Here is a 21,434-nt window from a genome sequence, read left to right as displayed (position 1 = left end):
AAAACTGACCGTGACTGAGACCAAAACGACCAAGACCAGGAAACAGCCCAAATCACGCCGCGGCGTGACGGCGCTGCAACGGCGACGGCTGCGCGTGCCGCGAACCGGCCTGCATGAGCAGGCCGCGACGCGTCTTCGCACATTGATCGTGCGCGGCGATCTTCAGCCCGGCGAGCAATTGCTCGAAGCCGATCTGTCCGAGGCGCTCGGCATCTCGCGCACGCCGCTCCGCGAGGCCCTGAAGCAATTGGCGGCCGAAGGTCTGGTCGAACTGCGGCTCAACCGCAGCGCCGTCGTCGCGCCGTTCCGGCGCGAAGAGTTGACCGATCTGTTCGAGGCGGTGAGCGGGATCGAGCGCTGCGCCGCCGAGCTCGCCGCGACGCGGATGGTGGAGCGCGACGTTGAGCGACTGGAGGCGCTACAGGAGCGCATCGAATGGCACCACGAGCGCGGCGAGCTGCGCGAATATTTCGAGACCAACCAGCAGATTCACAGCGCCATCGTCGACTTCGCCCGCAACGCGGTGTTGAAGGCCACGCACGATATTTTGCTGGCGCGGGTGGAACGCGCGCGCTTCTTTGCCCTGTCGGTCCATGGTCGATGGGATGAATCGGTGCGCGAGCATCAGGACATTCTGGCCGCGCTCAAGGCCGGTGACGCCGACCGCGCCGGACGGCTGCTTGGCCACCATGTCCGCCGCACCGGCGAGATCATGGCCACCACGCTGGATGGCGAGACGGATGATGCCGGCCCGGCGAAAGCCCGGCCCAACATGCGCGGCATCACGAGAAAGGCCGCGCCGTGAAGATCCTGCTGCTCAATCCCAACACAACGACAGCGGTGACCGACCTGCTCCATGCGGCCGGCGCGCAAGTAGCCACGCCCGGCACCGAGCTGGTGGCGATGACGGCGAGCCGCGGCGTGCCCTATATCGCAACCCGGGCCGAAGCGCAGATCGGCGGCGCCATCGCGCTGGAAATGCTGGCCGAGGCCAGCACCGGTATCGATGCAGCGATCATTGCCGCCTTCGGCGATCCAGGCCTGTTCGGAGCGCGTGAACTGTTTGACATTCCAGTCGTGGGCCTGGCCGAAGCCGCGATGCTGACCGCCTGCATGGTCGGTCAGCGATTTGCCATCGTGACGTTCGCTCGCGCGCTCGCGCCCTGGTACCAGGAATGCGTCGCCATGCACGGTCTCGGCGCGCGTTGCGCCGGCATACGGACGCTCGACGATGGCTTCCGATCCATTGCGGATGTTCAGGCCGAGAAGGAAGACATGCTGGTGACGCTCGCCAACCGCGCCGTCGAGCAGGATGGCGCCGATGTCGTCATTCTTTCCGGAGCGCCACTGGCGGGCCTTGCTGCCAAGGTCAGCCATCGCATTCCGGTGCCGGTGATCGATCCGATCGCCGCAGCGGTGCGGCAGGCCGAGACGCTCGCCGTTCTGAAGCTGCGCAAGCCCGTCGCCGGGACATTCCGCCGTCCCGATGCGAAGGCGACCATTGGGTTGGCGGAGCCGCTGGCCGCTGTCATCGAACATCGGAAGCGACATGACGCTGAAGGAGGGTCCAACTGATGCCGTTCGACACCATCATCCGCGGCGGCACCGTTGCGACCGCCGCCGACACCTTTGCCTGCGACGTCGGAATCCAGGGCGGCAAGATCGTGGCCTTGGGGCGCGATCTCGGCACGGCGGAAACGATCATTGACGCCACCGGTCGCCTGGTGCTGCCCGGCGGCATCGACAGCCACGTGCATTTCGCCCAGCCATCCGGCGACGGTATCGTCATGGCCGACGGCTTTGCCAGCGGCACGCGCTCGGCGGCGTTCGGCGGCAACACCACCGTGCTGCCGTTCTGCCTGCAGGAGAAAGGCCAGACGCTGCGCGAGGCACTGCGGCGCTACCACGCGCTGGCGGAGGGCGAATGTCACGTCGACGTCGCCTTTCACCTCATCGTCACCGACCCGACCGAGCAGGTGCTCGGCCAGGAGCTGCCGGCGCTGGTGGAGGACGGCTACACCTCGCTCAAGGTGTTCATGACTTATGAGGGGCTGGCGCTGTCGGACCGCGAACTGCTCGAAACCATGTCGGTCGCGCGCGAGACCGGCGCCATGCTGATGGTGCATGCGGAAAATTTCGACGCCATCCGCTTCCTCACCGATCGCCTCGAACGCGCCGGCAAGACAGCGCCGCGCTTTCATGCGACCTCGCGGCCAATTCCGGTCGAGCGCGAGGCCACGCATCGCGCCATCTCGCTGGCCGAGCTCGTCGACGTGCCGATCATGATCGTGCATGTGTCGAACCGCGACGCGATGGAGGAAATCCGCCGCGCCCGGCAACGCGGATTGAACGTGATGGGCGAGACCTGCCCGCAATATCTGGTTCTGACCGAGAACGATCTCGAACAGCTCAACATGGAAGGCGCCAAGTATGTGTGCTCGCCGCCGCCGCGTGACGTCGCGAGCCAGCAGGCGTGCTGGGAAGGCCTGCAGCAAAAGGTGTTCTCGGTCTTCTCATCCGACCATTGCCCGTTCCGCTATGATGACCCGCAGGGAAAGCTCGTGCCCAAGGGCCGTACCAGCTTCCGCTGGGTGCCGAACGGCATTCCCGGCGTGGCGACACGATTGCCGATCCTGTTCTCGGAAGGCGTGGTGAAGGGCCGCATCGACCTCAACGATTTCGTCGCGTTCAGCGCGACCAATCACGCGAAAATCTACGGCCTTTATCCGCGCAAGGGCACGATCGCGGTGGGATCGGACGCCGACATCGCGCTGTGGGATCCGAAGCGCAAGGTCACGATCCGCCACGGGCTTATCCATGATGGCGCGGATTACACGCCCTATGAGGGGCTCGAGGTCACGGGCTGGCCGGTGCTGACCATGGTGCGCGGACGCGTGGTGGTCGATGATGGCATCCTGGTCGGGGCGAAGGGCCATGGCACCTACCTGCCGCGGAGCAAGCCCGCGGCGACGACCAATTTCTGACGGAGGGAGATCGACATGCCCTATGCGACGACGGACGACGGGGTGCGCCTTTATTTCGAGGAAACGGGAAGCGGCCGCCCCGCCATCTTCGTTCATGAATTCGCCGGAGATCTGCGCAGCTACGAGCTGCAGATGCGGCATTTCGGCAAGCGCTATCGCAGCATAGCCTTCAACGCGCGCGGCTTCCCGCCGTCCGACGTGCCCGAGCAGGTCTCATCCTATTCGCAGGCACGCGCGGCCGACGACATCCTCGCGGTGCTCGATCATATCGGCGAGCGGCAGGCGCATATCATCGGCCTGTCGATGGGCGGCTTCGCGACCCTGCATTTCGGCCTGCGTCATCCCGAGCGGGCGCTGTCACTTTGCATCGGCGGCTGCGGTTACGGCGCCGAGCCCGACAAGCGCGAGACGTTCCGCGCTGAGGCCGACGTGATCGCCGACATGATCCGGCGCGACGGCATGCCGGCGTTCGCCGAGCGCTATGCCTATGGGCCGACGCGCGTGCAGTATCAAAACAAGGATCCGCGCGGTCACGCCGAGTTCAAGACCATGCTGGCCGAACATTCGGCGATCGGATCGGCCAACACGCAGCAAGGGGTGCAGAAGGAGCGGCCTTCGCTTTATTCGCTGGTCGAGGAGATGAAGCGCATCACCGTGCCGACGTTGATTATCACGGGCGATGAGGATTGGCCGTGCCTGCTGCCGGGCATTCTCATGAAGCAGAGCATTCCGTCCGCCGCGCTCGCGGTGATGCCGAATTCGGGGCATGCGATCAACATCGAGGAGCCGGAGGAGTACAACCGGATCGTCGGCGATTTCCTGGCCCAGGTCGATTGCGACCGCTGGCCGCTCCGCGATCCACGGGCTGTCAGCACCTCGATCACCGGAATGAAGGATTAATGGCGCTCGTGGATTGAAAAAGCAACAGACACAGTGTCGTTTTGGTGCTTGTCGGCTCACGCCAGGAGCGCCGGCTAATTGCGGACTGCGTACAGGGGCGTTCTGACCGTCAGTTGATAGGCGGGCTTCGGCACCCACATGATTTCGGCTGTGAGGCCAAACAGCCTATTGTCGTTATCGTCCATGCGATCGAGATCGAGCCGAACGATCGGTTGTGTGAAGGGCTGAATGGGCGCAAGGGTTAGAAGCTGCGCCCCTTCGAAGGACTGCACGCCCACGCGGCCAGTGAATTTCCAATTATTGGACCATTGATAGTAGCCGCCGACATAGGCGATCGTGTTCGGGTTGATCTTCACGAGCGGAGTGCCGACGTCAGTGCGTGTGTCCTGGAAGCCGGCGAGGATGCCTCTGGTTTCATCGGAATCAAGTGCATAATCGAATTCGAGAATGTTGTTGAAAGAGGTTGTGGCCAGCGGACCATTGGGGATCGACTGTGTGATCGTCGATTGCAGCGTCACGGTCGGGAAGGTCCCGCCGTTCTGCTGGTAGAGATCCGCCTGGAAGCCGATGTTCCAGCTTGTGACTTGAAAGGATGACCACCCAGTGCCTCCGAACTCCGTCGAACTGCCGGAGACGCCTCCGTATAGCGAGACACTGTCCGTGACATCGACCGTCAACGGAAAATCGACGTTGAGCGATTTTGCTGCTGGCAGGCCGGTCGGAAACGCCGCGCGGTTCGGTGTTGCGAGCGTTCGCAACGCATTGAACAGAGTTGGACGTCCAAAGCCGAATGCGAGCGATCCTGCCGGCACCTGCGCGTAGATTGTCCTCAGATCAAGATAGATCGCCGGTATCGACGCGCTGATGGCGCCGTCATCATCATTTGCGCCAAAGGCTGTTCCAGCGGAGAGGATCAATGTCGCGTACAGTCCAGCTTTCAAGATCAGCCTGAAAGCTGAAAATTCTGTGCCGCTGCATTGAGGAGCATCCAAGGCGTAAATCTTCTCTAGAGACGACCTTCATCAAGTTGGCAGGCGCGAAGGTCGATCTCAGCCTGTCCGCTCCTCGACCTTTCCCGAAACTCTCGCGGGGTGAATCCGGAAATCCGTCGGAAAGCGCGAGCAAAGTGGGCAGGGTCTGCATAGCCCGATGAGAATGCTACGTCGATGATCTTGTTCTCGGTATCGCTTAGAAGCTGCATCGCATTGTTGAAGCGGACCTGCTCAAGCAGGCCCGAGTATGTCAGCCCGGCCAGCGCGAGCTTCCGCTGCAGACTCCTGACGCTTAGTCCAACCATCTCGGCAGCCTGCACTATCGCCGGGCCTCCTTCATCAAGATACGATGGTAAAGTCAACTTGAGAATGCTGACGACGTCGTTGCTGAAAGGCTGCCGCTCGGTCTCGTGCAAATTAGACCGGACAACATCTGCTCGATTGGGATAGCTCAAGAATTGCAGCGGCACTTCGATCCATGAGGCTTTCTGACCTGACATGAAGCGTGTATCCGGCCAATGCGATTGAACTTCCTTGCTCGGTACATAATTGGCTTCAAACGCGATCACTCTTGGAGTCCAGTACGCGCCCGCGAACTGACGGACGATGTGCAGGACGAATATGTTCTGAAGCCATTGGGACATCTCAAGATGGGAAATACCTTCCGTTCCAATGAGCCTGCTGCAAATTTTCACGCTTTCGTCGTACGGCTCCAGCCATAGACGCAGATTTGTATCTTCGACCGGCGCCCACTTGCACATCTGCTGAAGAGCAACCAGCAGAGTTGGTGAATGCCGGATTCGAACTCGCATGGCATCGCTCAAATGATCGAATGAGAGCCTCTGGGCTGCGCGAAAGGCGATCTCCGACAGCCCCTGCTTTTCCTGGGCGGCCGTCGCAAAGCGAACGGCCGGCAGCAGCAGCACGTAGTGATCGGCTTTTTCCTCCAAAGACGTAGGGAGCCGAAATTTGGCGAGAAGCGCCGCGGTGGGTCCGCCGATCTCTGAATGAATCTCAGCAAATGGCATGAGAAATTGGCAACGCGTCAATGGAATAACGGTCATCACTACCTGCCCAAGAAGTCTGCCGCGGTGGCAGACTAGAGCATTTTCGGTTCTGATTGAATCAGAACCGAAGCTCTAGATTCTTGTTTTGACGCGTTTTCTTCACGCGAACCGGTATCCACTTCGCTCGAAAACGCTCTGGCAGGCTGGCAACTGTCTTGCCTTGTCGATTGTCAGGTCGTGCCTGGCACGGCATGGCGCGCAAGGCGCTCGAATATTTCCATTTGACGAAAAATTTTGGCGGCTGATGGCCAGATTGGTCCTGAAAATGCGTGTAAGCTCGAAGCATCGGTTTTTCTCTTGAGGGAACATGGGCTTCACGCCTCACACAAACCGATGAGAGCTGTCCGTTTGCCTTCATCTCAGGCGGTCCGAGCGGCCATAATCGCGGCACTGCGACACGGTGACGCAACTCTCGATAGCACAGCTCGCGCCTGCAAAATCAGCACGCGCACCTTGCAGCGCCATCTCGGTCGCATGGGCACAAGCCACAGCGCAATGCTTGCGGAAGTTCGCTTGAGTATCGCTTGCCGCTTGCTCGTGGACTCAAGCAAGCGCCTGTCCGATATCGCAAAATTCCTCGGCTATACGAATGCAAGCAGCTTCAGCCGCACTTTCGTGCGTTTGATGAAAGTTCAACCCGTTGTTTACAGACAGCAGCAACTTGCCCGTAAGCAGGAGCGGGCACGCCTTCGCAGAAGAACTTGCGCGACTGACCGCTGAACTGATCCGGACGATTGGCGCGAAATGGCAAGACTCGCGATCTGAATTGGCGCGAAATGCTTAGCCAAGCTGCTTGCCGATTGCCCGGCTGCTGGGGAGCCACTTTTTTGAAGGCGCAGAAGAAGATGCGCCGGACGATTTTTGAAAGCCATAGGAGCCGGCCGAAAAGAAACAATCCCTCTTTCAACGGAGAGAATAACCATGACACTTCGTGCTGCTCTATTCGCATTTTGCGCCGGCGGATTGCTGGTCTGCCCCCAAGAACTTTCTGCTCAAACGGCACCCGAACGCAAGCCGCATATTCCGCTTGAGAAATCCATAGGCCAGGCAAAGCCGGAAGTCGTGCCGTCCCTCTTCGTCCTCAATTCGCGCGGTGCGAGCTTGAAAGACGGCAAGCTTGTGCTGACGGGAATTTCGCCGAATGCCATCGTGTTTGCCGATCGACCTGTTCGGGCAGCCGGTCACGATCTCACGACGCGAATTGTCGAGGATTGGGGCAACGGCAGCGACAACTTCGCCAAAGATCCACCGAACGCTACGGTTTCCGGTTTCAAGAAAGACGGATCGTCGGTGATCGACGCCGTTGTCGTGCTGAAATCGCCCAAGCTTGAGGACGACAAGCTGACTTTCGATGTCGATATTCTCGAAGGCGATCTTGTGGGAGCTGATGGACCGGCATCGGTTTTTATCGACATCATTGGCCGACCGTTCACTCCGCTGTCCTTTGCGGGCGTCGCCCGCCGAACGGCCTGGCGCGGTGCTTTCTACCGAGGCGCGGCCTTTGCGGGAGCGGCCGCTGTGGCCGGAGCCGCGGCCTATGCGTACTACGCGCCCCGGTGCGGATACTATCCTTATCCGCCTTGCTATTGAGCTGCGCTGACTGGCGGCATCGTAGCTGCCGCCCGCGCAATTCATCCCGACCGCCTCGTCATTTGGTCAGTCGCTGTCAGCCTCATGGCATGAGAGCCACATCTGAAGTCATCAGCCGTCCTTTGTATTTGTTTCAAGAAGGAGATAAACGATGAACATCACCCGTCGATCCCTTGCGTTTGGTGGAATGGGGCTGCTGGCAGGAGCGGCCGCAACACGATCAGTCCTTGCCCAGGATTCTTTCCTCGGAGTGGGTCAAGGCTTGGAGGATTTCTGGCTCGCGAGCGACGCCTACATTTTCGGCTATCCGTTGGTGACGATGGAGATGACTCGCCGGGTCATCACCAATGTTGCTGAACCCGTCGGAACGCGGGGGCCGATGGGCCATATCATCAAGCTGCGCCAATATCCGGACGCTTCGTTCAGGGATGTCACCGCGCCGAACGCGGACACTCTCTACACAACCTCCTTCTTCGACGTCGGGAAAGAGCCGTGGGTCCTCAGCATCCCGGACATGAAGGGGCGCTATTTCTTGATGCCAATGCTGGACGGCTGGACGACGGTGTTTCAAGTCCCAGGGAAGCGCACCACCGGTACCGGCGCGCAGACTTACGCGATCACCGGACCCGGGTGGAAGGGCACGCTGCCAGCCGGCGTGAAGGAGTACAAATCGCCCACCAATATCGTGTGGCTGCTTGGCCGCATCTATTGCACCGGCACGCCGGAGGATTACGCCGCCGTCCACAAGCTGCAGGATGAGTGCAAGCTCGTACCGCTCAGTGCTTACGGCAAGCCGTACACGCCACCTGCGGGAAAAGTCGATCCGTCGATCGACATGAAGACCGCGGTCCGCGAGCAGGTCAATCGCATGGACGCGGTGTCGTATTTCAAGCTGCTGTGCGAGCTGATGAAAGCTAATCCGCCATACGCAGCGGATGCGCCCCAACTTGCCAAATTTGCCCGCATCGGCATCGTTCCCGGGCAGGATTTTGACGAGAGCAAGCTCAAGGCGGACTTCCTGAAGCGCTTGCCCGAGGTGTCGTTCGACAGGATCATGCTTCAGTTCAAGATCAACAAAGCCATCAGGGATGAGAATGGCTTTGCCTTCACAACGAAGACCGGCATCTATGGCACCGACTATCCGATGCGAGCCCTGGTGACCGCGATCGGACTCGGCGCCAATCGTCCGCAGGATGCGGTGTACCCGGTTTCGCAAAAGGATGCGAATGATCAGAAGTACAACGGTGCGAACAAGTACGTCATGCGGTTTCCCAAAGGCCACCTGCCTCCTGTGGAGGGATTCTGGTCGCTCACGATGTACGATAGCAGCTACTTCTTCGTGAAGAATCCGATCAACCGCTACTCGATCAGCGCTCGTGAAGACCTGAAGGAAAACGCGGACGGCTCGGTCGAGCTCTACATTCAAAAGGACTCCCCGGGCAAAGACAAGGAGTCAAACTGGCTTCCCGCCCCTGAGGGAGATTTCATACTCATGCTCCGCATGTACTGGCCTGAGGAAACGGACCCGTCCATCATCAACGGCACATGGACGGTTCCTGCCGCCAGGAAGGTCGGGGCTTGAGAACTTGAACTCAGGCCGGCCCCGAGTGGGCCGGCCTGAGCCGAAGTGTTCCGGCTTTGCGCTGTACCGCCAAAACAATCACGCGGGCAGCAAAGATCGTTGCGCGATACGCATAAAGGGCGGGGGTGTGATATGTGGCTTTTTGATCTTCGAAAAAAGGGACAGTCCAACAGGCGCGACAAGACAAGGCCCGGGATCCGTTTCCGATTCAGAAACTCAGTCATCGCCATGGCAATGGCGATGACATCCATTCCGTCTGCAACCGTCCACGCCGACGAAGGTGGTGTTTCATATTGGCTTCCCGGCCGCTTCGGCAGCCTTGCAGCAACCCCTCAGGTCCCCGGCTGGTCGATGGGCGAGGTCTACTATCACAGCAGCGTAAGCGCTTTCGGCCGTACGGCGGCCGCGCGGGAAATCCAGGTCGGCAGGATCCCCGCTACGGTGAACGTCGACCTGAACCTTCGTCTGAATGCGCAGGCCGATCTCGTGCTACTCAATCCCACCTACACGTTTGCAACGCCAGTGCTGGGCGGACAACTTGCCATCGGCGTAATCGGTCTGTTCGGGCGTTCCAGCGCAAATCTTGACGGAACGCTGACGGCAGCAGTCGGCCCGCTGGCGATGACTCGCACAGGCAGTATTGCCGATTCAATCACATCGGTCGGCGATCTTTACCCGCAGGCAACTCTCAAGTGGAACGCCGGGGTGCACAATTTCATGGCCTATGTGACGGGAGATATTCCCGTTGGGGCGTACAGTCCGACCCGCCTCGCCAATCTCGGCATCGGCCATGCCGCCGTTGATGCCGGCGGCGGCTATACCTACTTCAATCCGCAGACGGGGCATGAATTTTCTGCTGTCGCGGGCTTCACCTACAATTTCAAGAATCAGGATACGCAGTATCAGAACGGTATCGACTTCCACGTGGATTGGGGTGCCTCTCAGTTTTTATCGAAGCAGCTTCTCGTTGGTTTGGTGGGTTATGCCTATCAGCAGATCACTGATGATTTCGGCGCGCACCCCGTCCTAGGAGGCTTCCGATCCCGGGTATTGGGAGTCGGTCCTCAGATCGGCTTTCTTTTTCCTGTTGGTGACATGCAGGGATATTTGAACCTAAAGGGATATGGCGAATTTGCCGCGGAGAATCGCCCGGCCGGCTGGAATACGTGGCTGACGTTCTCGATCTCGCCAACGGCGCCGACCAGCACCGTGACGCCAACCCGGCGGATAGTGACGAAATAGTCATGGTCACGGCGGTGACACGAGCCTACATCGCCAGATTTGCCGCGCCTTTCCGGATGTCGCCTGCTGGCCCCGAATGGACGCGTCGGCGGCTTCGATCGAAGTCGGCTCCTGAACCCAGAGCTGAAAACTACCCGCTCAGCGACCTTGCTGCGTGGACCGGCAATTGGCTGCATCCGCTACACTCCTTGAAATTCGATCCGCGGCGGCCATTTGGGTGATGTTGGAGCAGGGACCAATCATGACAAACAATCTCATTAGGCCTGCACGTGTTGACGAAGCCGAGGAGCTTTCGCAAATCGCAGTTCGCGCGACCAGGAATGACGGGTACGACGATGATGCGATCGTCCGCTTCATGCCCGCACTCAAGGTCAACCTTTCGCTTATTGCCGCCGGACTGGTCTTTGTGGCCAAGAGCGAAGCCGGCGTTTCGCACGGCTATGTGGCTGTAAGACCGACGGGAATCGGAGGCCTAACTCTCCTGGATAGTATTTTTGTTGATCCAGCCTATTCGCGAAGGGGCGTTGGCACACGACTTTTTGCCACCGCAGTGGAGCTTTCGAGAAAGATGGCAGGAAATGTGATCCTGATTAACTCGAGCCCAAGTTCTGTCGATTTCTACGCCCGTCTTGGCGCCAACAAGATAGGCACTACACCGTTCGTATTCTCCCCTGACGTACAACTATCGATGTTCGCGTTTGCAATTCCGCCGTCCGTTGAGCATGGCACCGAAGCTGTGCGCGGGAGCCGGTCGTCCTAAGAGGTGGACCTGTCCTCGCAATCGCTTTGAACGGATCATGCTCTAGATTGAATCAGAACCGACGCTCTAGATTCTTGTTTTGACGCGTTTTCTTCACGCGAACCGGTGTCCACTTCGCTCGAAAACGCTCTAGCAGTCTGCTGAAGAAACCCCCTCGCCACGGAGGGGGCTTGATGATTCACTTTATCATCTCGAATCGGTGGAGATGATCGTGCGCGGCAGGTTTACGGATCAAGGCGGCCTGTTTTCGTACATCGCGCCAGATAAGCGTGTGCCAGCGAACCATCCGCTGCGGAAGGTCCGGGAACTTGTCCGGGATGTTTTGAGTGATTTGAACCGCAGCCTTGGGAGGCTCTACGCCAGCGAGGGACGTCCTTCGATCCCTCCGGAGCAATTGCTGAGCGCCCTGCTGCTGCAGGTGTTCTACGGCATCCGCTCCGAACGGCAGTTGATGGAGCAACTGGACTATAATCTTCTGTATCGCTGGTTCGTGGGACTGTCGCCGGACGATCCGGTCTGGGACCCGACCACCTTCACCAAGAACCGGGAGCGGCTGCAGAACGGCGATGTGTTCACGAAGTTCATGACCAGACTTCTGAACCATTCTCAGGTCAAGCCGCTGCTGTCGGACGAGCATTTTTCGGTGGACGGGACGCTGATCGAAGCCTGGGCTTCGCAGAAGAGTTTCCGCCCCAAGGACGGCAGCGGCGACGATGATGACGGCGCCAACTTCCACGGCCAGAAGCGCAAGAACGACACCCATGCGAGTACCAGCGATCCGGACAGCAGGCTCTATCGCAAGGCGGCCGGACGCGAGGCCAAGCTTTGCTATATGGGCCACGCCACCACGGAGAACCGGCATGGGCTGGCGGTGGCCGGCAGGGTCACGCATGCCAATGGCGTCGCCGAACGCCGGGCTTCGGAGATCATGCTGAAGGCGAGACGTAAAGCCGCAGGCCGCCGCATCACGGCCGGTGAGGACAAGGCGTACGATACCGCCGATCATGTCGCCAATCTTCGCGCCATCGGCGTGACGCCGCATGTGACACAGAACCTGGCCATCACCAAAACCGGCAAGACCCGCAACAGCGCCATCGACCAACGAACCACGCGGCATCCGGGGTACGGCATGTCGCAATCACGCCGGGCGATGGTCGAGTGCATCTTCGGATGGAGCAAGCAGCATGGCACCATGCGCAAGACCAAACATCGCGGCATCGCTCGCGTCGCCGCCGACTTCCTGCTCAATCTGATCGCCTACAACCTGATCCGCATTCCCAAACTACTTGCCGTTTAGCCACCCCGCGTCAGGTTGCACCCAACAACAGGCTAAAAATTACATCCAACTCCACCGCACCGCTCCAACAACGACCGCCGACAGTACGAAAAACTCTCCATTTCAAGGTTTTTCAGCAGACTGCTAGTAGAGATTATTTTTGTATTCGTGCTCCAGACCCTTCTTCAGAAGGCCCGTCGCACCGGGAACAGACAACGCAGCGCTCGTAAGCCGGGCTCCCAATCCACTGGCCTTGTTGAGCTTGATGTGCTCGGTGAAGACTTTCGCGGGGTCGATGGCGGGGCGGCCGGACATTGGCCAGAGATGCGTTCGAACGAGGGCGGGGCTTTCGGACATCGTGACGCTGAGATCGTCGATCCCTATGGCGAGCGCCGGCGTCTTGTCCTGCACCCGGAATTGCGCGCGCATCGCTTCGTCGTCGGTCATGTGAGCTGTCCCCGACAACCTCACGATATGGCTCGAACCAGGGATGAGCAGCGCGGCGGCGACGCGGGGCTGAGCGATGATGTTGCGAAAACTATCGACGCGACGGTTTCCCGGACGATCGGCAAACCAGAGCCGCGAGCCGTCAAGATGCGCCATCATGCCGGCAGGATCGCCCTTCGGGCTGAGGTCGGCGCGGCCTTGAGCGTCCGTGGTGGCCAGCGCAAGGAAACGGCAATCGGCGATGAAGGCCGAGAGATCCGATGGCGCCGCGGCGATCGGCGCAGCCGTCCAGAAATCCGAGCGGATCAGAGCCTTGCCGCAATGACCGTAGCATTCCTCCACCGCGACACAGATTTCGTCGTGCCGAACCTCGGCCACCCTTCCGTTGACTCGCAACGTCTCGGTGATGCCTGGAAGCGGAAACAGGGAGGCGAACCCGACACCAGGCCGGGCGAGTGCCGCATCATCGAGCAACGCGGTGGGTAGCCGCAGTTCGTGCGCGCTGGCCGATGCGAAGCCGCACTTTCCGCCCGCCATTGTCACCGCGATGCCCGAAGCGTCACCGAAGGCGGTAAAGCTGAACGGCGAAAGCCGGATCCAGTGCAACGCACCTTCATCAAGATGATCAATCACCTTGAGCGTCATCGGCAGGGGCGTCTTGCCGATGATCGCTTCAAGTTCGGCGACAGAGGCGATCTGTTTGCTCATCCAAAATCCACCAAGAGTTCAGCGCTTGCGCCAATGACGGCTTAGGACGGATAGGCCTTCACGCGATTGGCAACATCAGCCAATTCTGACATTATATTCTGAATTCCTGCCAATGCACTTCCACGGAAATTGGAATCGATTGGAATGCCAATCCTTACCGATCTGAGCGACCGAACTGGCTTCGTCGACCCGGATGAGGTGGCGCGCGCGTGATCACCTACGGCATCACGACGGTCACGACCGGCGTTGAGCTCGATTTTCACAGTCACCGGAAGGCGCAGCTCCTGCTGTCATTGCGCGGCGTTCTGACCTGCGAGCTGGAAGGCGGCCTTTGGATCGTGCCGCCGCAAAGCGCAATCTGGATTCCGGGCGACGTATCGCACAGCGTCAAGGCGGCAGGCGAGATCGAAGGCTATAATGCGTTTATCGATCCCGCCGTCGCACCGAACCTGCCCGCAAACTGCTGCACGATCTCGGTCACGCCGCTCCTGCGGGAGCTTCTGGTCCGGTCTGCCAGTTTCCCGATTGCTTATCCCGAGGGTGGCATGGAGACGCACCTTGTGGCCCTCCTGCTCGACGAAGTCGCGGTGGCGCCGGTGGGCAAGTTGCATCTGCCGATGCCAACGGATCGCCGGCTGCGCAAGATCGTCGACATGATGATGGCCGATCCTTCGGACCAGGGGACGATGGAGATCTGGGCCAAGCGCGCCGGGCTTAGCGAGCGAACACTGGCGCGCATGATTGCCCGACAAACCGGCATGACCTTCGGCCGCTGGCGGCAGCAGCTCAACATCGTGCTCGCGCTGCAATGGCTGGCGAGCGGCGCAACGATTCAGCAAGTGGCCATGGATCTCGGTTATGAGAGCGCGGGCAGTTTCGTCACGATGTTCAGGAAGGCGCTCGGCACAACGCCAGGCCGCTATATGGCAGAACGGCAGGGGCCGCTTGCGTCTGCTCGGATTTGAAAGCACTGGAGAGATGCCACAGCAACATTCTGTCACCTTTTCGATGATCGGGTTGTTGCGGCGATCACGCAGCCGTCACAGGCGCAAGCACAGATTTCTCTTTTAGTTTATCGGCGACCTTCGATTGCCAGCGGCAGTTTCCCCGGAAGCTCAACGCCGAGTGAATTGTGATCGCGGCACGGTCAATTATTGCCGATGTAACCAGATTTACGCGCAGGGTTATCGTGCCGTAACAGAGGAAAACCACATTTACTTCTGCGAGCAGGTTGTGGAGTTTCATGTGGACAGGTCTTCTTTCAATACTTCCCTCTCAAGCACGCCCTCATTGTGGACGCAGTGGGAAAACGAGCGTGAAGTCAGGCGAGCGGTCCGCGCACTCGCTGCGCTTGATGATCAAACCCTGCGCGAGATGGGTATTCGAGACCGCTCACAGGTCGAGTTCACCGTTCGATTTTGTCGCGACTGTTGACGAGACCGCGTGATGCCCAGAACCGTTATTCAGCATGTCCTTTCACGGCTGCGCGATGTCGGCATCACCGACGTCTTTGGTGTTCCGGGCGACTTCTCCTTTCCGCTCAACGATGCGACGTACAGCGAACCGGGTCTGCGTTGGATCGGGTGCTGCAACGAGCTCAACGCCGCCTATGCCGCTGATGGCTATGCGCGGATCAAGGGCGCCGGCGCGGTCTGCACCACCTATGGCGTGGGCGAGCTCAGCGCGCTGAACGGCATCGCCGGCGCCTACGCCGAACATCTCCCCGTTTTCCACCTGGTCGGAATGCCGCCCACGTCTGCGCAAGCCGCGCGCTCCGTGCTGCACCATACGCTGGGCAACGGTGAATTCGATCTGTTTCGCCGGATGAGCGAACCGGTGGTCTGCGCACACTCGGTCATGACGCCGCAGAATGCTGCATATGAGACCGAACGCCTTCTGTTTGAGGCATTCTATCACCTCCGACCTGTCTACATGGCCTTCCCCGCCGATCTCGCCGATCGACCCGTGCTTGGAAGCGCTCAACCTATTGCTGCTCCTGGAAGCGATCCCGTCCTTCTCGAGAAGGTTGTGAATGCAATCCTGTCAGGCATCGATCGGGCCAAGACGGCGTGCATCCTGCCAGGCCTCCTGGTGGCGCGTACCGGCCTGCAGCAGACAATGCAGGCGATTGTCGACGCATCCGGCTTGCCATTCGCCACCATGTTTCTCGACAAATCCGTGCTCGACGAAAGCCAGTCAGCTTATGTCGGAATGTATGCCGGCCGATTGATGAACGAGAACGTGCGCCAGTTTGTCGAGAGCTGCGATCTTGTGCTCGCCGTCGGCACGCTGTTCAGTGACCTGAACACCGGCGCCTTCACGGCCAAACTGGAGCCGGCGCGGCTTATTTCGATAGGTCATCACCACACCACATTGCAGGGGCGCACGCATTCCGGCCTCGAGATGGCCGATGTGCTCGCCGCCCTTGCGAAGCGCCTGAGCAAGCACAACAATGTCGTCACCCCGCCCCATGCCGACTCGCTAGGCGCGGGAAGCGGCGGTGGCGACGATCCTATCACGGCTGCCGCGCTATATTCGCGCTGGAGCAAGTTCATACGACCTGACGACATCGTCGTCGCGGAGACCGGCACCGCCTCCATGGGGCTGGCTTTCGCGCGGCTGCCGCAGGGAGCGCGCTTCCATAACCAGGGACTGTGGGGATCGATCGGCTGGGCAACGCCGGCCGCGCTGGGTGCCGCTGCCGCCGCCCCACACCGACGCACGGTACTCATCACCGGAGAAGGTTCTCATCAATTCACGGTGCAGGAAATCAGTCAGTTTGCCCGTCTCGGTTTGAAACCGGTGATCTTCGTGCTGAACAACGGCGGCTATCTTATCGAGCGGCTGCTCGCCAAGGAGCCTGCCATCGCCTACAACGACGTCCCATCCTGGCGATATGCCGAGCTGCCGCGGGTATTAGGTTGCGACGGCTGGATGACGGCGCGAGCGACGACTTGCGGCGAACTCGACCAAGCGTTGCGAAACGCCGCAGGTGCACACAGCGGCGTCTACATCGAGGTCCTTACTCCACCAGATGAAGCACCGCCGTTCCCGCTCCGCCTGCGCGACAATGCGAAATCCCTGTATCGCATGTCCTGAACGGCCGTCTATCGTCGGCGCAGTCGATAGATGGCCGCAGCGCGAGACGATGGGGCGACCGTGTGCCGATGCCTCCAATGACCTGCGTGTCGACGACTACCGACCCGCGGCTAATCCGGCACGACCGGCGCCTTGGTCTTACGTAGCTTATCCGTCACTTGTCGATCGAGCTTAAGATGCGCATCCACTAATGGCGGCGGCGTCAATGCCATCCATGTGTCGAGGGAGAAGTCGACAAAGTAAGGGCTCTTGAACGTTTCGAGGAATCGCAACGGGCTAGGGCCTGTATTCTCAAGATAGTGGCCCATCGCGACCGGCACGTAACCGACATCGCCGGCGCGGAGATCGAAGGTGCGCGCCTGGCCCTGACCTGCAAACACGCCCATGCGTGCTTGCCCCTCGATGACATAGAGCCACTCGTCCCCGTTGGGATGCCAGTGCAGCTCGCGCAATCCGCCCGGATTGACCTCGACCAGTGCTGCGGCCGTCGTGGTGTTGATCGGGAACACGGTGGAATCGCTGATCCGCACCGTCCCACTCGCGGTCTTGATGGGATCCTGCGCCATGAGCCGAGAACTGAAGCTCTGCGGCACGGGCGTTGCTTCCGGAATGTTGTCCGAGGAGAGCGGGCCCGGCAAGGGAGCTGGGAAAATGTAGCGCTGGCTTTCCTCAGGGGTCTGGTCGAACAATGAAGCTGGCACCCCAAAGTTCTTGCCGAGCACCTCGGTCGGTGTGCGCTTGAGCCAGTCGGCGATCATGAAGGTGTTGTCTTCATCGAAATCGCCGTCATCGAAAACGAGGAGAAACTCGCAACCGTCGGGACCGAGGCCCTGGATGGAGTGCGGAACTCCGGAAGGAAAGAACCAGAGGTCACCCGTACTGACGTCATCGATGAAGTAACGCCCTTTGGCATCGACTGCCGTAATGCGGGCTTTGCCGTAAAGCATATAGGCCCATTCGGAAGCCTTGTGCCAATGCATCTCGCGCACGCCACCGGCATTCAGCCGCATGTTCACGCCGGCAAGGGCCGTGGCAACGCCGAGTTCGCGCCGGGTCACCTGGCGGGTCCAGCCACCTGTCTCCAGCCGCATATGCGCATCGGAAAACGAGAAGCGCAGGTTCGGCAAGCTGCCGTGATCGGTCGAGGGCGGTACGAGCATATCCGGGTTTTGCCGGTCCCGCGTCAGATCTCGCGGACCGGGATCGGTGCCGCCGCGACCCGGCCGCTGGGGCTGCGGGACCGCGTCTGCGGATTGAGCCTGTGCGATAGCGGTGGTCGTGAGGAGGCTCCCGGCAGCGGTCGCTGCCAGCATTTGGCGACGAGAAATGGAATCCATGATGCTATGTCCTATGGTTCGAGGCTCTAAGCGGATGCTGCCACGGACGCGGGAACCTGAGATCCTCACAGCGTCATCGATTGCTGACTGCGGATGCAGGGCGCGACCGTTCACCATGCATCTGTATATGGGCGCACGGTCCTCGCGGCAGAATTGAAAAGATAGCAGTGTCGTCCTGCATCCGCCGCATCCGCGGGGGCCGGCAACTCCATTCCAAGGTCAATTGTCTTGCGTTCGAGAGCCGGGATTTTCGTCAGTAGACTGACTGAGCAACATCCTCCGGCTTGCCCTCAGCGGGTGCGCATTCTCTCTGCCATGGCGCCACCAGAATGCGGCCCGCAAGGCCGCTGCTATCCGCTGTAACGCCATAGTGAGGTGGCCTAACGGGATTTTACGGGACCGCCTGTGGAAGCCAGCCTACATCTGTCCCCGTCAGGATATCGCTGCGGATGATATCGCCAATGATCCGTAGTTTACGATGTTCACGCTGTTACCAGCGCAACCTTCGGAGATAATGTCATGAAACGGCTTCTGCTCGCACTCGCAATCGCCGGCATGGGCTCGCTCCTCGTTACCAATGCCGACGCGCGGTCTGCCTATGACGGCCCCTGGAGTCTCCTGTTCGTCACGCAATACGGTCCCTGCGATCCGACATACAGTTTCTCCGTCAACATCATCAACGGGATCGTCACTCATCCCAATCTGGTGAATTTCAGGGGGCGCGTGGCGCGATCCGGCGCCGTCCGCGCCTCCGTGACCGTGCACGAGAAATACGCTTCCGGATCCGGCAGGCTCGTCGGTCCATCAGGTCGTGGAACCTGGAGCGGTCATTCCGGCAATGCGCGCTGCGCAGGCTATTGGACGGCCCAGCGCAACTGACCAGCCTGCGCAACACTGATACGGCCCTGCTCTCGGTGACGTCTGTGTCGGAACATGGCTTGGCGGAACACCAACGGCTTTCGCCGGACGCCACCTTGATCCCCAGGCGCGGAAGCCGCCGATACTGCGCGACCGCCTTGTCCCGGCATCGCTGCCAGCTTCACGCAAGCAAGATGGTCATTATATCAGAGAGCTTTCCAAAAAGGATGTCTTGATGGTGTCGACGTACGCCAGCTACAATTCCGTCGTGCGCAACCTCCAGCAGTCGCTGACGCGAGTTGCGCAGCAGCCCGACGTGACACGAAGCGCCGCCTATTACAAAGACAACATAGGCAAGGTCAAAACCGTCGACGAGTTTCTGAAGAACGATCGACTCTACCAATATGCGATGAAGGCATATGGGCTGGAGGATATGATCTATGCAAAAGCCTTCATGAAAAAGGTGCTGGAGAGCAATCTCCTCGACGCGAACAGCTTCGCCAACAAACTGACGGACAAGCGCTTCCGGGATTTTGCTTCGGCATTTTCCTTCACAGGCTCGGATACGCCCGTTGCGCAATCGTCAAACCAGACTGACGAGATGATCGGCTTGTACACGGCAGCGGTCCAGAGGCGGGTTGACGCAATCGACGAAGACACGCGCTACTACAACATCGTGATCGGCAGGGTCAAAAACGTCGATGATCTGCTGAACGACGACCGCCTTCGCACATATGTGTTTGAGGCGTTCGAGATCGATGACAGCAACTGGTCGCGTGACACGATACGGAAGGTCTTGAGCAGCGATCCATCCGATCCAAACAGTTATGTTAACACCGTTTTGGGTCCCCAGAAGGATGCGATCAATGCCAGCCTCGGTCAAGCCCAGGCGGTTGCCACCGATGCCAATTCGAAAATTGCGCAGTACATGGCGCAGCTATCGCAACCTGGCGCCGATGTGACAGGCTTGAGAGCGAAGATTACGACCGAAACAAACCGGTTGGCGCAAAGCAAGGCAGACATATCGAGCTACCAAAACTCTCTCTCCACGATCGGCCACTATTTCGATCTCGCCGGCGCGTTCGAGTTTTCGGCAGATGGAACGCTTGCTTCCGGCAAATCCGCTCAGACCGACGCGAACCGGACCAGCACCAACGACAAGTTCGTTCTCACCAAGGGGGCAGAATATCTCGACGCGGAGGAAGAAAATGAAACCCTCGCGATCACGCAGTTCAGGGCCAATATTTCTAAGATAAAGTCAGTTGAACAGTTCATGTCGACGCCGAACGTCTATAACTTCGCACTCAAGGCGGCTGGCCTCGACCCGGAAAAAGTCTCGCCGGTCACGATCAAGGCTGTGCTCACCAGCGATCTGAGCGAGCCGACAAGCTATGCCTATACCCTCGGAGACGACCGATACCTACAGCTCGCGCATGCTTTCAACTTTGACGGCAAGGGCAACCTGACAACGCCCCTGCTGGCGCAGAACTCGGTTGAAGTCACGCAGATCGTCAAGGACTACATCGTTGCAAAAACGCGATTTGCAAGCGCCGCGGAGAAGGACAGCCTTCGACAAACGGCTGAGAAGGACGCCAAGTATTACCAGACCACGATCGCAGGCATCGAGAGCGTTTCCGAGCTGCTCTCGGACAGGAAATTGGTCGATATCGTTCTCGTCGCAAACGGCCTGGATCCCGCGAAGGTAACCAACGACTATCTCAAGAAGATCTTCAATTCCGATCTGAACGATCCCAAGAGCTTCGCGAACACCGCCAGCGACTCCCGCTTTGCCGAGATCGCGGCATCGTTCAATTTCGACAAGGAAGGCAACGTCGCCCGGATAGAGACAATAGGACCGCAGCGGCGAGACCAGCTCCTGGAAACGCAGAACAGCTACCTCCAGCAAACGTTGGAAGCGCAGCAGGGAGAGGCGAATGCGGGTGTTCGCCTGGCGCTGTATTTCGAACGAAAGTCCGCACAGATCACGTCCGCATACGATATCCTTGCTGACCAGGCTCTCGCGCAGGTGTTTCGAACCACCTACAATCTGCCCGACGAGATGGGAAGCATGGACGTCGATCAGCAAGCAAAGATCGTAGAAAAACACCTCAACCTGAAGGATCTCGCCGATCCGGAGAAAGTTGCAGCGCTGTTAAAGCGGTTTACTGCGATGTACGACGTGAAGAACAACAGCAGCCAGGCCACGTCACCAGCGCTCGCCATCCTGCAAGGGGCAGGCGCAGGCATCAGTCAAGACACGCTCCTGTCTATCGCGCTGTTGGGCAAGCAACGTTGAACAGCCGCAGCTCCCGGCAATATGGAGGCTGCATTCCGGATGCGCACCTGACGGACTGCTGCGATCGCGGAAGATCCGCTGCTAACACCAACATCACGTCCCGGTGGCCCAGGGGATCGTAGGTTTCACGCAAGGTTCGCTTGATATCCAGCAAATCAGGATTTGCCTGTCCGCCGACAAAACCATGGCCGAACCAGCAACCAACGAGACTGCAGCCCCAGCGACGCCGACTGCCCCGCAGCCAACCGCCACCGAGGACGGCAAGGGCGGCGCATCGCAGACGCGCCCCGGCAACA

General features: G+C 59.7%; 20 protein-coding genes. 14 read left to right on the top strand and 6 right to left on the bottom strand.

Translation table 11 applies throughout. The features are described 5' to 3' along the window. The first annotated feature begins 64 nt into the window (after positions 1-64). The 4 genes from CWO89_RS02935 to CWO89_RS02920 are packed head-to-tail and all read left to right on the top strand — an operon-like array spanning position 65 to position 3,884. Entirely contained in the window at positions 65-805 is a 741-nt protein-coding gene (locus tag CWO89_RS02935; protein WP_245475661.1) for a GntR family transcriptional regulator, read from the top strand. After that, complete coding sequence (locus CWO89_RS02930) at positions 802-1,575, top strand: aspartate/glutamate racemase family protein (RefSeq protein WP_130577173.1); 774 nt, start codon at positions 802-804, stop codon at positions 1,573-1,575. The genes CWO89_RS02935 and CWO89_RS02930 overlap by 4 nt, the downstream gene beginning before the upstream one ends. After that, the gene (gene hydA / locus CWO89_RS02925; protein ID WP_207234383.1) at positions 1,575-2,984 is read left to right on the top strand and encodes a dihydropyrimidinase; all 1,410 of its coding nucleotides are present in this window, start codon (positions 1,575-1,577) and stop codon (positions 2,982-2,984) included. The genes CWO89_RS02930 and hydA overlap by 1 nt, the downstream gene beginning before the upstream one ends. Positions 2,985-2,999: 15 nt before the next feature. Next, complete coding sequence (locus CWO89_RS02920; RefSeq protein WP_130577171.1) at positions 3,000-3,884, top strand: alpha/beta fold hydrolase; 885 nt, start codon at positions 3,000-3,002, stop codon at positions 3,882-3,884. Between the two features lie 74 nt (positions 3,885-3,958). Here the strand turns inward: CWO89_RS02920 and CWO89_RS02915 are convergent, their stop codons facing one another. Next, positions 3,959-4,825, bottom strand: coding sequence for a hypothetical protein (locus CWO89_RS02915; RefSeq protein WP_165420966.1), 867 nt, complete (start codon positions 4,823-4,825; stop codon positions 3,959-3,961). A gap of 65 nt (positions 4,826-4,890) precedes the next feature. Continuing rightward, the gene (locus CWO89_RS02910) at positions 4,891-5,940 is read right to left on the bottom strand and encodes an AraC family transcriptional regulator (protein ID WP_130577170.1); all 1,050 of its coding nucleotides are present in this window, start codon (positions 5,938-5,940) and stop codon (positions 4,891-4,893) included. A 336-nt stretch (positions 5,941-6,276) separates the two neighbouring features. Between CWO89_RS02910 and CWO89_RS49060 the strand changes: the two genes are divergently transcribed. Further along, positions 6,277-6,663 carry a helix-turn-helix domain-containing protein gene (locus CWO89_RS49060; RefSeq protein WP_130577213.1) on the top strand — a complete coding sequence of 129 codons (387 nt, stop codon included), beginning with the start codon at positions 6,277-6,279 and terminating at the stop codon, positions 6,661-6,663. Here CWO89_RS49060 and CWO89_RS46805 read toward each other — a convergent pair. Next, positions 6,545-6,871 carry a hypothetical protein gene (locus CWO89_RS46805; RefSeq protein WP_207234387.1) on the bottom strand — a complete coding sequence of 109 codons (327 nt, stop codon included), beginning with the start codon at positions 6,869-6,871 and terminating at the stop codon, positions 6,545-6,547. The two genes, CWO89_RS49060 and CWO89_RS46805, sit on opposite strands and share 119 nt — an antisense overlap. On the opposite strand from CWO89_RS46805, the gene CWO89_RS02900 reads away from it, so the two are divergent. The 5 genes from CWO89_RS02900 (at position 6,865) to CWO89_RS02880 (ending at position 12,414) form a co-directional block, all read left to right on the top strand. Further along, entirely contained in the window at positions 6,865-7,533 is a 669-nt protein-coding gene (locus tag CWO89_RS02900; protein ID WP_502702884.1) for a hypothetical protein, read from the top strand. The genes CWO89_RS46805 and CWO89_RS02900 overlap by 7 nt on opposite strands. Positions 7,534-7,684: 151 nt before the next feature. After that, a complete protein-coding gene (locus CWO89_RS02895) occupies positions 7,685-9,115 on the top strand; it encodes a DUF1254 domain-containing protein (RefSeq protein ID WP_130577169.1) in 1,431 nt (476 codons plus the stop codon). A 228-nt stretch (positions 9,116-9,343) separates the two neighbouring features. Beyond that, complete coding sequence (locus CWO89_RS02890; RefSeq protein ID WP_165420970.1) at positions 9,344-10,357, top strand: SphA family protein; 1,014 nt, start codon at positions 9,344-9,346, stop codon at positions 10,355-10,357. A 241-nt stretch (positions 10,358-10,598) separates the two neighbouring features. Next, positions 10,599-11,117 (top strand): GNAT family N-acetyltransferase, encoded by a 519-nt coding sequence (locus CWO89_RS02885; protein WP_165420965.1) that lies wholly within the window; start codon positions 10,599-10,601, stop codon positions 11,115-11,117. 211 nt (positions 11,118-11,328) lie between these two features. Next, positions 11,329-12,414, top strand: coding sequence for an IS5 family transposase (locus tag CWO89_RS02880; protein ID WP_502702883.1), 1,086 nt, complete (start codon positions 11,329-11,331; stop codon positions 12,412-12,414). Positions 12,415-12,537: 123 nt separating this feature from the next. Here CWO89_RS02880 and CWO89_RS02875 read toward each other — a convergent pair whose 3' ends face one another. After that, positions 12,538-13,548, bottom strand: coding sequence for a pyridoxamine 5'-phosphate oxidase family protein (locus CWO89_RS02875; protein ID WP_130577165.1), 1,011 nt, complete (start codon positions 13,546-13,548; stop codon positions 12,538-12,540). Between the two features lie 209 nt (positions 13,549-13,757). Here CWO89_RS02875 and CWO89_RS02870 point away from each other — a divergent pair, with 209 nt between their 5' ends. Beyond that, positions 13,758-14,513 (top strand): AraC family transcriptional regulator, encoded by a 756-nt coding sequence (locus CWO89_RS02870; protein ID WP_349644860.1) that lies wholly within the window; start codon positions 13,758-13,760, stop codon positions 14,511-14,513. A gap of 64 nt (positions 14,514-14,577) precedes the next feature. On the opposite strand, the gene CWO89_RS45670 is transcribed toward CWO89_RS02870, so the two are convergent. Further along, positions 14,578-14,793: a hypothetical protein gene (locus CWO89_RS45670; protein ID WP_165420964.1), complete on the bottom strand. Its 216-nt coding sequence runs from the start codon at positions 14,791-14,793 to the stop codon at positions 14,578-14,580. A gap of 201 nt (positions 14,794-14,994) precedes the next feature. Between CWO89_RS45670 and CWO89_RS02860 the strand changes: the two genes are divergently transcribed. Next, entirely contained in the window at positions 14,995-16,647 is a 1,653-nt protein-coding gene (locus CWO89_RS02860) for an alpha-keto acid decarboxylase family protein (protein WP_130577164.1), read from the top strand. Between the two features lie 110 nt (positions 16,648-16,757). Here the strand turns inward: CWO89_RS02860 and CWO89_RS02855 are convergent, their stop codons facing one another. Further along, positions 16,758-17,984: a cupin domain-containing protein gene (locus CWO89_RS02855; RefSeq protein WP_130577163.1), complete on the bottom strand. Its 1,227-nt coding sequence runs from the start codon at positions 17,982-17,984 to the stop codon at positions 16,758-16,760. Positions 17,985-18,503: 519 nt separating this feature from the next. On the opposite strand from CWO89_RS02855, the gene CWO89_RS02850 reads away from it, so the two are divergent. Both CWO89_RS02850 and CWO89_RS02845 read left to right on the top strand, forming a co-directional pair. Further along, positions 18,504-18,863, top strand: a complete 360-nt coding sequence (locus CWO89_RS02850; RefSeq protein WP_245475660.1) for a hypothetical protein — start codon at positions 18,504-18,506, stop codon at positions 18,861-18,863. 214 nt (positions 18,864-19,077) lie between these two features. Next, positions 19,078-21,138 (top strand): DUF1217 domain-containing protein, encoded by a 2,061-nt coding sequence (locus tag CWO89_RS02845; protein ID WP_130577162.1) that lies wholly within the window; start codon positions 19,078-19,080, stop codon positions 21,136-21,138. The last annotated feature ends 296 nt before the right edge of the window (positions 21,139-21,434 follow it).

Source organism: Bradyrhizobium sp. Leo170, from assembly GCF_004296405.1.
Classification (GTDB): Bacteria; Pseudomonadota; Alphaproteobacteria; order Rhizobiales; family Xanthobacteraceae; genus Bradyrhizobium.
Note: the sequence above shows the minus strand (reverse complement) of the source record. Positions and strands in the feature narration are given on the sequence as shown.